This window comes from Natrinema sp. CBA1119, assembly GCF_002572525.1.
Classification (GTDB): Archaea; Halobacteriota; Halobacteria; order Halobacteriales; family Natrialbaceae; genus Natrinema.
In genome coordinates, this window is record NZ_PDBS01000001.1 from 3,144,903 (window position 1) to 3,157,283 (window position 12,381).

11 protein-coding genes are annotated in these 12,381 nt (G+C 67.5%); 5 read left to right on the forward strand and 6 right to left on the reverse strand.

Annotated elements, in window-relative coordinates; genetic code table 11:
- Nucleotides 1-8 precede the first annotated feature (8 nt).
- Together CP556_RS15615 and CP556_RS15620 are read left to right on the forward strand one after the other, a co-directional pair.
- Nucleotides 9-1,517: an HTTM domain-containing protein gene (locus tag CP556_RS15615; protein WP_098726448.1), complete on the forward strand. Its 1,509-nt coding sequence runs from the start codon at nt 9-11 to the stop codon at nt 1,515-1,517.
- Between the two features lie 187 nt (nt 1,518-1,704).
- Nucleotides 1,705-2,337: a DUF6735 family protein gene (locus CP556_RS15620; protein WP_098726449.1), complete on the forward strand. Its 633-nt coding sequence runs from the start codon at nt 1,705-1,707 to the stop codon at nt 2,335-2,337.
- A gap of 1 nt (nt 2,338) precedes the next feature.
- Here the strand turns inward: CP556_RS15620 and CP556_RS15625 are convergent, their stop codons facing one another.
- From CP556_RS15625 to CP556_RS27285, 3 genes are all read right to left on the reverse strand, one after another.
- A complete protein-coding gene (locus CP556_RS15625; RefSeq protein ID WP_098726450.1) occupies nt 2,339-4,114 on the reverse strand; it encodes a MutS-related protein in 1,776 nt (591 codons plus the stop codon).
- Nucleotides 4,115-4,208: 94 nt separating this feature from the next.
- The gene (locus CP556_RS15630) at nt 4,209-4,517 is read right to left on the reverse strand and encodes a nuclear transport factor 2 family protein (protein WP_098726451.1); all 309 of its coding nucleotides are present in this window, start codon (nt 4,515-4,517) and stop codon (nt 4,209-4,211) included.
- Nucleotides 4,518-4,577: a twin-arginine translocation signal domain-containing protein gene (locus tag CP556_RS27285; protein WP_098727432.1), complete on the reverse strand. Its 60-nt coding sequence runs from the start codon at nt 4,575-4,577 to the stop codon at nt 4,518-4,520.
- A gap of 366 nt (nt 4,578-4,943) precedes the next feature.
- On the opposite strand from CP556_RS27285, the gene purF reads away from it, so the two are divergent.
- Nucleotides 4,944-6,416: an amidophosphoribosyltransferase gene (gene purF / locus CP556_RS15640; protein WP_098726452.1), complete on the forward strand. Its 1,473-nt coding sequence runs from the start codon at nt 4,944-4,946 to the stop codon at nt 6,414-6,416.
- A 224-nt stretch (nt 6,417-6,640) separates the two neighbouring features.
- Here the strand turns inward: purF and CP556_RS15645 are convergent, their stop codons facing one another.
- Nucleotides 6,641-8,461 carry an SLC13 family permease gene (locus CP556_RS15645; RefSeq protein ID WP_098726453.1) on the reverse strand — a complete coding sequence of 607 codons (1,821 nt, stop codon included), beginning with the start codon at nt 8,459-8,461 and terminating at the stop codon, nt 6,641-6,643.
- A 164-nt stretch (nt 8,462-8,625) separates the two neighbouring features.
- Here CP556_RS15645 and CP556_RS15650 point away from each other — a divergent pair, with 164 nt between their 5' ends.
- Both CP556_RS15650 and CP556_RS15655 read left to right on the forward strand, forming a co-directional pair.
- A complete protein-coding gene (locus tag CP556_RS15650) occupies nt 8,626-9,012 on the forward strand; it encodes a tautomerase family protein (RefSeq protein WP_098726454.1) in 387 nt (128 codons plus the stop codon).
- A 126-nt stretch (nt 9,013-9,138) separates the two neighbouring features.
- Complete coding sequence (locus tag CP556_RS15655) at nt 9,139-9,594, forward strand: universal stress protein (protein WP_098726455.1); 456 nt, start codon at nt 9,139-9,141, stop codon at nt 9,592-9,594.
- A gap of 26 nt (nt 9,595-9,620) precedes the next feature.
- Here the strand turns inward: CP556_RS15655 and CP556_RS15660 are convergent, their stop codons facing one another.
- Both CP556_RS15660 and CP556_RS15665 read right to left on the reverse strand, forming a co-directional pair.
- A complete protein-coding gene (locus CP556_RS15660; protein WP_098726456.1) occupies nt 9,621-10,874 on the reverse strand; it encodes an ArsA family ATPase in 1,254 nt (417 codons plus the stop codon).
- Between the two features lie 72 nt (nt 10,875-10,946).
- A complete protein-coding gene (locus tag CP556_RS15665) occupies nt 10,947-12,368 on the reverse strand; it encodes a hypothetical protein (RefSeq protein WP_098726457.1) in 1,422 nt (473 codons plus the stop codon).
- Between the last annotated feature and the right edge of the window lie 13 nt (nt 12,369-12,381).

Consider the following 12,381-nt stretch of genomic DNA (forward strand, 5'->3'; position numbering starts at 1 on the left):
TGCTCCGTATGACTGGCGACCGATCGACACTCACGACTGCCGACGGCGAGTCGACGACGCTTGCGTCGCTTCGCACGTTCGGTCGGTCGCGACTGGGGATCGATCCCCGCGCACTGGCTGCGTTCCGGATCGGACTGGGGCTCGTCGTCCTCTGTGATCTCCTCTTCCTCCGCGTTCCGGGGCTGGGAACCTTCTACACCGACGAGGGGGTCCTCCCCCGGTCCGCCCTCGCGGAGGCGTCTCCGACGCTCGCGACATGGTCCCTGCACGCCCTCTCCGGCTCGGTGTGGCTACAGGCCTTGCTGGTCGCGACCGCGGGCGGTGCCGCCGCATGCCTTCTGGTCGGCTACCGACACCGACTCGCGGCGGTCGTCTCGACACTCCTCCTCGCGTCGCTGTTCGCCCGCAATCCGTATCTCGTCAACGGCGGCGATACGATCCTCCTCTCCCTGCTCGTCCTCGCAGCGACGCTTCCGCTCGAGCGGCGCTGGTCGCTTCGCCCGCGTCGCCTCGCGGACGGACGCTCCGATCCCAGCGATCCGCGCGTCGTCTCGGCGGCGACCGCGACCGTTCTCCTCCACGTCGCGGTGATCTACCTGCTCAACGCCGTCCTCAAGTTCCGGAGCGACGCCTGGATGAGCGGTACGGCGGTCGGGCGCATCTTCCAGCTTCAGGACTTCGTCTTCCTGCTCGGCCCGACCGCCGCGGAGTATCCGGCGCTGCTCACTGCGGCCAACTGGCTCTGGATCGCCGTCCTGTCGACGTCGCCGCTGCTCGTGCTCGCGACCGGCCGGCTCCGGATCGCGACCGTCGGCGCGTTCGTCGGCGCGCACCTCGGGATGGCGGCGACGATGCGCCTGGGTGCCTTTCCGTTCGTGATGATCGCCGCCCTGCTGTTGTTCCTCCCGCCGCGGCTCTGGGATCCCGTCGACGAGTTCGTGTCGCGGACCGCGTCGGGACGCCGTCTCGAGGCGCTCGCAACGTCACGGGACGAAGGCGGAACTGGTCCGCGTGATTTCTTGGGCGCGCCCCGGGTCCGGCGCGGGATTCGACTCGGGACGACGGTGCTGTTCGCCTGTGTCCTTCTCTCCGTGGTGAGCTGGCAGGTGACCGCGGCCGGCCTCGTCGATACCGGGCCGGCTCCGGGCGGCGAGGAACTGGGCGGTGCGAGCTGGGCCTTCTTCGCGCCCGATCCGCCGGACGAGTACAGCTGGTACGTCGTCGAAGCCGAGCGCGAATCGGGCGAGCCGATCGATCTCGTCGACGGCGGGACGGTCGATTTCGATCGCCCGCCTGACGCCATGGACCGCTATCCGTCGACGCTCTGGAAGCGCTACGGAACGAAGCTACGCGGCGGCGGTGGAGACGCCCACCTCGATCCCGCGGCGGCGTACTTCTGTGACCGCGCCCCCGACGACGTCGAGTCGGTGACCGTCTACCGCGTCGATCAGCCGGTCGACGCGGACGGCCCGGTCGGCGAACCGGTTCCCCGCGAGCGGATCTCGACGTCCTGCTGAGGTGTCCCGGAACGGGCGTCCATCCCCCACAGTTCCACTGACTGGACCACTATCCCGACGGATCTCGAGAACGCAGATGTCCGCAGGTTCAAGTACGGACGGGCGGCCAGAGTCGCCGTGACCCGTCACACAGATCCCCGCTCGAGCCTCGAGCGAACCGACTCGACCGCGGCAGACAGGGTGGACGATGGGGCATAGGGCGCTCGTCGCCTACCGGCGACCGGATCGGCTCTACGACCTGCGGTACAGCCACTGGGGCGGCGAGACGCTGTCGCTGGCCGGGGAGATCACGTCCGCCACGCCGCTGGCCGACGGCTCGGTCGCGGGGCCCTTGGTGGCGGACTCGATCAGCCGCGATCGAATCCTGACGGATCATCTCGATCCCTGCGTCCACGAAGCCCTCTATCTGGTCGATCCGGCGACCGACTACGCGGTCGACGCCTATCGGGTCTGCTGGCTCGAGTGGGGCGACGGCCGCGACGGCGGCCGCGGCGCGATCGTCGAAGCCGATTCCGAGGCAAAGAACTCGGTCGGGCGCTGGTTTCGCGCGACCAAGACCGCACTGGCCGACGTCATCGAGATGGGGGCGCTCTCGCGGCGAGCCGCGCAGGCGTACCTCGAGGCCCGGATCTGCGAGGAGTACGACGGAACGCTCTACACCTACGGCGAGTCGATCGATACCGAACCCGGAACCGGGTACGAGCCCACGCCGGACCGCTGGCTCGAGGACGAAAACTGGTCCGATACCGAAGACCGCCTCGAGGATCGATCCGATCGCGGGGACCGGACGGACGACGGGGACCGGAGCGGACCGTCGTAACTCACTCGCCGGCGGTCCAGCGAGCGTCCGCGAGCGTCCGCTGGACGACCTCGTTGCCGACGGCCTCGGCCAGCGTCTCGAACCCAGAGCGCTCGCCCCGATCGCTCGCGTTCGCGACGAGCCGCGAGACGATGAACTCCGGCGTCGACCGGCCCACCGTGCCGAAGCGGGGCTGGTAATCGACGAGCAACTCGAGGTCGGGGTTCAGCCCCTCCGCGAAGATGCCGTCGACCCGCGCTTGCGGGGGCAGCGGCTCGAGGTCGTCCGCGAGGTGGGTGACGAAGACGCCCAGCGCCTCGCGGTCGACGGAGAGCGTGACCAGTCCGTGAAGCAGGTCCGCCGCGCTGCCCGGCTCCGTGATCGCCTCGAACTCGTCGACCAGCATGAGGGTGCGGCCGTCCGACGAGAGCGGGGGGACGATCGACCGCAGCGTAGACTCGAGGACGCCGGCGTTGAAACTCGCGTGCCGGCGGTGGAAGACCAGCGAGTCGACGGGCGTCACCTCGGCCCGATCCGCGGGGACCGGCAGCCCCATCGTCGCCAGCAGAACGATCTGACACAGCGTCTCGAGCAGGGTCGTCTTCCCGCCGCTGTTCGCGCCCGTCAGGACGGCGACGCGCTGTTCGCCGGGGACCGCGTTCACACCGTCCGGAACGCTCGCGATCCCGTGCTCGCCGAGCCCGTAGGTGACCGGCTGGACCGACTCGTCGTCTCGCGCGGCGAGCGTGAGGTTGCGCGCGTTGACCACGGAGACGGCCGCGTCCTCGCCCGTTACGAAGACGGGGCGAGTGCAATCGTACTCGAGCGCGAAGCGGGCCAGCGAGAGGTGCAAGGCGATATCGTCGACCGCTTCGACCGCCTGATCGACGGCATCGCGGGCGTCCGCGAGCGTTTCCCGGAGCTCGCTCGCGACGGTTTCCTCCCGTTCGTCGACCGCCGCCGTGAGATCGGTCCGCAGCGTTCGCAGCGTGTCCCCGACGAAATCGGTCGCGTCCGCCGCGTCGGTCGGCATCGCGTCCCGAACCCGATCGATCGTCACGTCGGTCTCGCTCAACAGGCGGTCCTCGAAGGCCTGGCGAAAGCCCTCGACGTCGTGGACGCCCTCCGAGCGAAGGTCCTCGATCAGCGCGAGGGCGTCGGCGTCCATGTCTTCGACCGCACCCAGCGCGTCCCGGAGACGGTCGAGTTCCTCGTCGGCATCCTCGCGGACTCGGCCGCCGTCCAAGGCCGCCAGCGCGTCGGCGGCCGCCCCGAGCCGGTCGCGCTCGAGGTCGGCAATCGCGGCGAACGGCCCCGAATCGACGCCGGCTGCGAGCAACGCGAGCGCGGCCTCGACGGCCGCGTGCTCGCTCCCGGCGCGCTCGTCGTAGCGTTCGTAGGCCGCGAGGACGGCCTTGCGGTCGTCGTCGGCGAGGCCAGCCCAGGCGTCCCGGGCTGCAAGCACGTCGTCGAGTCGGTCGTCCATCGCCGCCCGGCTATCCAGGGGTGTCAGCACCCGAATTCGGTCCGCCGCGCGCTGCGTGACGGCGTGGTCGACCGCGAGGTCCAGCAGCTCCTTGTAGGCCGACCGCGCGTCGCTGGTCGCCAGAACGTCCATTCCCGCACCACCGGTCGCTCGGCGCAAGATCCGCGTCGCTCGCCCGCGGGCGAGCCCGGCGTCGGCGAGCGCCCGTACGTCTCCGCTTTCGATCGCCTGGATCGCCCGCTCGTGACCCAGCTCCTCGATCAACGTCTCCCGCGTCTTCGGGCCGACCCCCCAGTACTCCTCGAGTCGCATACGCTGTGAACTCGAGGCAACGCTCTTGAACGCTGTGTCTCGAGCGCCGTGATACTCGACCCACAAAAATCTCACCGCGGGAGTCGTCGAGCGGTCACTCGTAGATTTTCCAGTCGCCGTCTTCCGTTCTGAGCTCGATCGTCATCTCGTTGGTCGTCGATTCGCCGTCCTGTTCCATCGTTATCTCGGTCCGGACCTCGGCAATGCTGTCCGTTTCATCGACGACTTCAGTCTCCTCGACCGTCATTTCCGTGTCCTCGAGATTGGACATCTCCTCTTCCGAAATCTCGCCGGATGGTGAGTCGGAGTGAAGAAGATCGTTGACAGTCGCTCTGTCCCCGTCGTTCGCTGCCTGATAGAACTTCTCGACCACTTCGCCTGGGCTATCGTTGAGAACGCCCATTCAGCCGGCGAGTCCGACCGTTGCCACAGCGGCCGTCCCCAGGAACTGTCGTCGTTGCATCGGCCTATATCAGAAACCAGGATTGTTTATCTGTTTCGGCCAACTGTATCGATCTCGCTAAAATAAATGCCACTCACTACTGGAGTTGTGTTTTGTTCGCGCCGAGAATGGGCGAACGAACGCTCGGCGGACTGAACTGGTGCGATCCCGTCAATTCCGTCTCGAGACGCCGATAGCAACGATTCATCGAGCGCCGTCGGACGGAAAGACTACTGTCGCGCAATTTCTCGATCAATATGCACGATTGTGGATACAATTCACATTCGGAGGGAGTCGAAGAAGCACAAACACGGGGATTTTTATCGGCTCGATGCCCTACTGACTCCCATGACTGATGGGCGGGGCGAAACTCCCCGGCGAACAGGAATGACCGAAAAGTGCGGCGTCGTCGGCGTCTCACTTGACGGTCGGGACGCGGCGCGACCGTTGTACTACGCGCTTTACGCACTCCAGCATCGCGGGCAAGAGTCCGCAGGAATCGTTACCCACGACGGCTTTCAGCAGCACAGCCATGTCGAGATGGGGCTCGTGGGCGACGCGTTCGGCGAGGACGATCTCGATGCGCTCAACGGATCGGCAGGAATCGGGCACGTTCGGTATCCGACTGCCGGCTCGGTCGACTCCTCCTGTGCACAGCCGTTCTCTGTCTCGTTCAAGAGCGGTTCGCTCGGCCTTTCGCACAACGGCAACCTCGTCAACGCCGACGAGATCCGCGACGAACTCGCCGCCGCGGGCCACGCGTTCACCAGCGACGGCGACACCGAGGTCATCGCCCACGACCTCGCGCGCAACCTCCTCGAGGAGGACCTCGTCCGCGCCGTCAAACGGACGATGGGGCGGATCCACGGCTCGTACTCGCTGACGATCACCCACGACGACACCGTTCTCGGCGTCCGCGATCCGCAGGGGAACCGCCCGCTGTGCATCGGGGAACTCGAGGACGGCTACATTCTCGCGTCGGAGTCGGCGGCGATCGACACGTTAGACGGTGAACTCGTCCGCGACGTCCGGCCGGGTGAACTCGTCGTCCTGCAGGAGGACGGCGACGGCTTCGACTCCTACCAACTCGTCGAACAGGAGAACACCGCCCACTGCTTCTTCGAACACGTCTACTTCGCGCGCCCCGACAGCGTCATCGACGACACGCTCGTCTACGAGGCGCGCCGCAATCTCGGCCGGAAGCTCTGGTCGGAAAGCGGCGTCGAAACCGATGTCGTGATGCCCGTCCCCGACTCCGGGCGGGCCTTTGCCTCGGGCTACGCCGACGCCGCGAGCGAGACGACTGCCGACGGCGAGCCCCGAGCCGCGGACGACGACGGCGTCGAGTTCGCCGAGGGGCTGATGAAGAATCGCTACGTCGGCCGGACGTTCATCATGCCGACCCAGGACGAGCGCGAGCGCGCGGTGCGGCTCAAGCTCAACCCGATCAAATCCACGATCGAGGGCAAGACCGTCACCGTCATCGACGACAGCATCGTCCGCGGGACCACCTCGACACAGCTCGTCCAGCTCCTCAAGGACTGCGGGGCCGAGGAAGTCCACGTCCGCATCGGCGCGCCGGCCATCGTCGCCCCCTGCTACATGGGCATCGACATGGCCACCCGTGAGGAGCTCATCGCAGCCGACAAATCGACCGCCGAAATCCGCGACGAGATCGACGCCGACAGTCTCGCCTACCTCTCGACCGACGCCGTCGCCGACGTGCTCGAGAAGGACCGACTCGACCTCTGTCTGGGCTGCGTGACCGGCGAGTACCCCTACGATATCGAGGGCGAGGAGACCGACCGCGACGTGAGCCGGCCCGATGTGGGCGGGACGCAGTTGCCCGCGGACGACTAGAACAACGAAATTTTGTTCTGCGCGAGCAGCGGCGCGACGCGCCTCGCTCGCTCGACAAAATTTCGATCAAAAGCACTCCTCCCTCCGTTCGCTCGTTGCTCGCGGCGAAGCCGCTCGCTTTCGCGTCACCACGTGCCGCGCTCTCGCTCACATCGGTCGTCGGCCCGCTCGCGCCGCCGGCGCTCGCGGAAGTATCGGTGTTTTCGGACCGCTAACCGCACCGGTTATCCTTGGAACGCGTCCGCGAACTCCGTCGGGAGCGTTCCGATCTCGATTCCCCAGGCGATCGGCAGCCAGCCGACCGCGACGAGCGTAATGAGGATAATTCCGATGACGTTCAATCCGACGCCGATCTTGGCCATCTGGGGCAGCGTGATGTAGCCGCTGCCGAAGACGATCGCGTTCGGCGGGGTCGCGACCGGGAGCATGAACGCGAAGGAGGCCGCGGTCGCGCCGGCGATCATGAGTCCGAAGGGGTGGACGCCGATGCCGACCGCGACGCCCGCGAGAATGGGCATCAACATCGCCGTCGTCGCCGTGTTCGAGGTGACCTCCGTCAGGAAGATGGTCATCACGACCACGGCGAACAGGATGGCGATCATCGGGACGCCGCCGAGCAACTCGAGGCGCTCGCCGATCCAGGCCGCGAGCCCGGTGTCACCGAAGCCGCTGGCGATCGCGAGGCCGCCGCCAAAGAGCAGGATAACGCCCCACGGGATGTCGACGGCGTTCGTCCAGTCGAGCAGGAAGGTGTGGTCGCCGTCTTCGGTCTCCGTCGGTAGGGTAAACAGGACCATCGCGCCGCCGATGGCCACAATCGTGTCGGCGTCCTCCGGCGGCGTGATCCCGAGGAGGGGATCGATCAGGCTGGCACCGATCCAGGCCGCCGCCATCCCGACGAAGACGACGGCGACCATTTTTTCCTGCCGAACCATCGGCCCGAGCCGCTCGAGTTCGCGGTCGATCGTGTCCGCGCCGGCGGGGAGTTCCTCGAACTCGGGCGACACCGCGCGAGTGACGTAGACGTAGACGGCGACGAGACCGATCGCGGAGATCGGGACGCCGTAGAGCATCCACTCCGCGAAGGAAACCGATTGGTCGAAGAGCGCGTCGGCCTGGCCCGCGAAGAGGACGTTTGGCGGCGTTCCGATGAGCGTCGAGACGCCGCCGACGGACGCGCCGTAGGCGATACAGAGCATCAGCGCGATGCCGAAGGAGAAGTTCCCCTCGCTGGTGTCCACCTCGAGGTTGGCCTCGTCGACCAGATCGGCGGTCTGGTAGATGACCGCCAGCGCGATGGGGACCATCATCATCACGGTCGCGCTGTTGGAGACCCACATCGAGAGGAACGCCGTGGCGAGCATGAAGCCGAGGATGAGCCGCGAGGGCTCGGTGCCGACGGCCTTGATCGTCCGCAGCGCGATCCGCCGGTGGAGGCCCCATCGCTGCATCGCCATCGCGAGGAAGAACCCGCCCATGAACAGGAAGATCAACGGATGGCCGTAGGAGGGCGTCGTGTCCGCGACGGGCAGCGCGCCGGTCAGCGGAAAGAGGACGATCGGCAACAGCGATGTCGCGGGGATCGGGATGGCCTCGGACATCCACCAGACGGCGACCCACGCGGTGACGGCGGCGACCGCCTTCCCCGCGGCCGAGAGGCCGTCCGGCGTCGGCGAGAGGAAGATCAGCGCGAACAGGAGCGGCCCGAGAACGAACCCAATCCGCTGCCGGAGATCGTACGTCCCGCCGACGTCGAACGGGGAACCACCGCCGTCGCCACGGTCGCCTCCGGAGCCGCCGTCATCGGGGTCGGTTCCGGTCCCGTCGGCGGGATCGAGATCGCCGCGTTCGTCGCGATCGCGACCGCCGTCGGGAAACACCCGCTGAGCGAGGCGTCGCTCTTCGGGCTCGAGATCGTCCATATCGGCGATCATGGCCGGCGCGTCGAGCGTGAGATACGCCTTCGTTCGGGCGTTGACGACCCACAGGTACGACCACAACCGCCGTGTGACCGATCTGGAGGTCGACGCTCGCTCCGTCTCCATCCTCTCCGATGCTCCCACGGGACGGCGTATAACTAGTGATCGCTTACGTCGATTGCGCGAGCGGAAACGGAAGCGAACAGGGCGGACCGAGACGCAGCACTGATCGGATTTCGGATCGGGTTCGACCGCGGAACACACAAGACGCTGACCGGCCAAACCGGAGTATGCCGCTGTTGCAGTTCGATACGACGCTGTCGCTCTCGGATGAGAAAAAGGCTGCCCTCGCCGACCGGGTAACGGAGCTGTACACGTCTGAGATGGAGACGACGCGGGGACACGTCGCCGTGACGATCCGCGAACGCGACGAGGCCGATCTCCACCTCGGGCGGGCCGTCGACGGACCGCTGCTCTTTCTCGACGCGGAGATCCGCCGCGGCCGTTCGTTCGAGCGGAAGCGAGCGTTCGCGCTCGCTACGTTTGGGTACGTCGGGGATAGCTTCGACATCCCCGAGGAGAACATGAAGGCCGTCTTCACCGAACACCCCGGCGAGTCGATGATGGGCGTCGACCGCGTCGGCGGCGAGTGGAACGAGGACGGCGGCGCGGAGTGATCCTCGAGTCCGCAATCGCTTCGATCCGAGATGCGTCAGTGTTCGGTCCGAGGACAGCGATGAGTGCACTGGAGCCGTTCCGCGGCCGCTGAAACCACTATCCGTTTCGCTCTCGTACGTATGCCCATGTACCGCGTTCTACTGCCAGTCGACGAGAACGAATCGCGGGCGCGGGCCCAGGCCACCGCCGTCCGCGACCTCCCGGGCGCGGCGACGGACGTGTCGGTCGACGTCCTCCACGTCCGCGAGGAAACGGGAGGAACCGACGCCGAGTGGGCGGCGGGCGGGTTCGCCGAGGAGTACGCCGATGAAATGGCGCGAGTCACCGACGACGATTCGCTCCCCGCGTCGGTCGAGGCGGCGGTCGACGCACTCGAGGAGGGGGATCTCGAGTGGCGGGTCCGCACGGCCACTAGAGATCCCGCGGACGCGATCCTCGAGGCGGCAGCGGCGTCCGACAGCGACGCGATCGTCGTCGGCGTCGAAGGCCGATCGCCCGTCGGCAAGGCGCTCTTCGGGAGCGTCGCCCAGTCCGTGATTCTCGAGGGGGATCGGCCGGTGACGGTCGTTTCCGACGAATAGGCCACGAGCGAGGAGCGGCCGATCGACTACCGCAGACAGGCCGCCACGACCTCGAGCATCGCCTCGCCGCGGACCTCGTCGGCGAACAGCGGGACGCGCCGGACCTCGGTGCCGCGGAAAAGGTCCTGGGCCTCCGCCAGTGCGTTCTGCTGGACGTCCCAGCGCCGCTGGCAAAACGCGCAGTCGTCGAGGTTCGGCTGCAGGAACTCGCCGTCGACGTCGTCGGTGACGTTCGACAGCGGCTCCATCACTCGGTTGACGACGACGGTGCCCACGGGGATCTCGAACTCTCGGAGTTGCTGGCGCAGGCGCTTCGACTCGAAGACGCTCATCTCCTCGGGGACCATAACGATCCGGAAGTCCGTCCGCGCGGGATCGCGCAGGGCCGCCCGCAGGCGCTCGATGCGTTCGCGCAACACGTCCAGATCCTCGAGATCGTCCTTCTCGGTGTCTTCGCCCCCGCCGAACATCCCCTTGACGCCGTCGAGCATTCCGCCGATCTGCTGGCGGAACTTGACGAGCCGGCCCATCATCGTGTCCATGATCTCGGGCAACTGGAGCAGTCGGAGGGTGTGGCCCGTCGGTGCCGTGTCGACGATCACGCGATCGAACCGGTCGTCGTCCATGTACTCGAGCAGGAGTTGCATCGCGGCGGCCTCGTCGGCTCCGGGCATCGCGCCGCCGAAGAGGGCGTCCATCGGCGACTCGCCGCCGAGCATCTCGCCGAGGCCGCCGAGCGGACCGCCATCGCCGCCAGCGCCACCGGGGAACGGGGAGCTGCCGGCGTCATCGCCGCCAAAGGGCGTTCCCTCGTCGGATCCAGGTCCGGGTCCCGAATTCGCGTCCGTACTCGCGCTCGAGCCCCCGAAGGGAGTCTCGCCCTCCTCGATCGCGGCCTCGGGATCGATTTCGGCCGCGTAGAGGGGGATGTCGTCGCGGATCCGTCCGGGGTCGGCCGGGATGTCGGTCTCGAAGGTATCCGAGAGCGAGTGCGCCGGATCGGTCGAGACGACCAGCGTCCTGGTGCCGCCGCGGGCGCTGTCGAGCGCCGTCGCAGCTGCCATCGTCGTCTTCCCGACGCCGCCTTTGCCGCCGTAGAGGACGTACTCGGGGCCGTCGATCGGCTCGTCCGACGGCTCGACGTCGATCGTCTCGCGTTCCGCTGGCTCCGCGTCGTCGACCGAGTCCGTCGGCGTCACCTCGATGGTGTGTGCGTCGTCGCTGTTCCCCTCCCTCGCCTCGGCTTCCTCGTCGACCGGTTCGACGTCGATGCCACTCATACGGCTCGGTTCCCCGTCCCAACACGAGTATTCGTCGGTCTCGACTCCCGATTGGTGGCGAGACCACCGCGCTCACTCCGTCGGCGTCCCCGAAACCGACGATTCGTCGCCGGTGACGGCGTCGCGGAGCGCCAGCGCGAGCGGCACGGCCCACAGCGTGGCGTATAGAGCTTGCGTGAACGGGTTCGAGAGCAGCGAGTAGCGAAGTCGCGCCCAACGGCTCTCGAAGGGCACGGCCTGCCAGGCCGCGCGAGCGGACCGGACGCTGTAGTACGCCCAGACGACGGCGTTGTAGGCGACGAGCGCCGCGAGGAGCGGGGAGAGGGAGAGCCACCCGGCCACGGTCGCCAGTGCGACCACCAGCCCGACCGGGATTCCGACGATGTTCGTGACCGCGAGCAGGTGCGTCAGACCGGTCCCGGTCACGAACCGGAGTCGATCGAACGCGGACCAGTTCGGCGCTCGAAGGCGTCGGTACGGCTCGGAGACCTGCCGTTGTTTCTCACGGACCCACTCGTCGATACCGGTCGGACAGCGGGTCCGGACGTACCGATTCAGGATACCGAGCGTGTATCCTCGCCGGAACGCCGCCGCGTCGAGCGGCATCGATCCGGTCGCGCCGTCGCGTCGCCAGTCTTCGAGGTCGGCCAGCACGTCGGCCGGCAGGAAGTATCCCTCCTCGAGCAATCGGTACGGTCCGGTGTTCGAGTTTGCGAACAGCAGGTCCGAGTGAATCGCGCTGCCCGCGGACTCGAGCAGCGGAAGGAGTCCGTCGCCGACGTTCCCCGCGGTTCGTTTCGCCTGCACGATATCGTCCTCCGCGAGGCCGGCGACGGCGAGTTCGAACGCGTCGACGGGGAACCGCGTGCCCGAGTTGACGACGGTCACGATATCGTCGTCATCGACCGAGAGCGTCGCGAACGCCTCTGAAATCGTGTCAGTACCGACTCGAGAGTCGCCACGGTCGGTCCGCGTCGGGTCCCCCGCAGTCTGACCGGCCGCACGAATCGCGGCGACGGTTTCGACTAGTTCGACCGTCAGACCGCTCGCTCGCCCCGCCTCGAGGGCGTCGGTCAACTCGGCCACAGCGGGTTCGCCGGGCCCGGTGATGACGGAGACGGAAACGCGGTCGACGGGGTAGCTCTGTCCGGCGATCGACGCGAGCGTCTCCTCGAGCGCCTCCCTCTGGCTACCGGAGAGGGGGACGAAAACGCGAATTCGCCGCTGTGCGGTCGCTGGGAGCCGGCAGTCGGGTCCGGGACCGTCCTCGACAGGTGGTGTCGGCTCCGCCGCGAGGCCCTGATCACCGGCTGTCCGCCTTTGCTGTGGTCCCGTCGCGGAGTCGTCCCTCAATTCCTCGAGCACTCGACCGAGAGTCCGTTCGTCGACCGCGTTGAGCGGCCGACGGGCGAACAGCCCAACGAGCCCGCAGCTGACGACGAAATAACCGATCTGGCTCGCGACGAACGCAGCGACGACGGCCTCGAGCAACATGACTCACCGGCTG

Coding starts and splice junctions, on each gene's coding strand:
- CP556_RS15615 (WP_098726448.1), top strand. CDS start 9: ATGACTGGCGACCGATCGACACTCACGACTGCCGACGGCGAGTCGACG.
- CP556_RS15620 (WP_098726449.1), top strand. CDS start 1,705: ATGGGGCATAGGGCGCTCGTCGCCTACCGGCGACCGGATCGGCTCTAC.
- CP556_RS15625 (WP_098726450.1), bottom strand. CDS start 4,114: ATGCGACTCGAGGAGTACTGGGGGGTCGGCCCGAAGACGCGGGAGACG.
- CP556_RS15630 (WP_098726451.1), bottom strand. CDS start 4,517: ATGGGCGTTCTCAACGATAGCCCAGGCGAAGTGGTCGAGAAGTTCTAT.
- purF (WP_098726452.1), top strand. CDS start 4,944: ATGACCGAAAAGTGCGGCGTCGTCGGCGTCTCACTTGACGGTCGGGAC.
- CP556_RS15645 (WP_098726453.1), bottom strand. CDS start 8,461: ATGGAGACGGAGCGAGCGTCGACCTCCAGATCGGTCACACGGCGGTTG.
- CP556_RS15650 (WP_098726454.1), top strand. CDS start 8,626: ATGCCGCTGTTGCAGTTCGATACGACGCTGTCGCTCTCGGATGAGAAA.
- CP556_RS15655 (WP_098726455.1), top strand. CDS start 9,139: ATGTACCGCGTTCTACTGCCAGTCGACGAGAACGAATCGCGGGCGCGG.
- CP556_RS15660 (WP_098726456.1), bottom strand. CDS start 10,874: ATGAGTGGCATCGACGTCGAACCGGTCGACGAGGAAGCCGAGGCGAGG.
- CP556_RS15665 (WP_098726457.1), bottom strand. CDS start 12,368: ATGTTGCTCGAGGCCGTCGTCGCTGCGTTCGTCGCGAGCCAGATCGGT.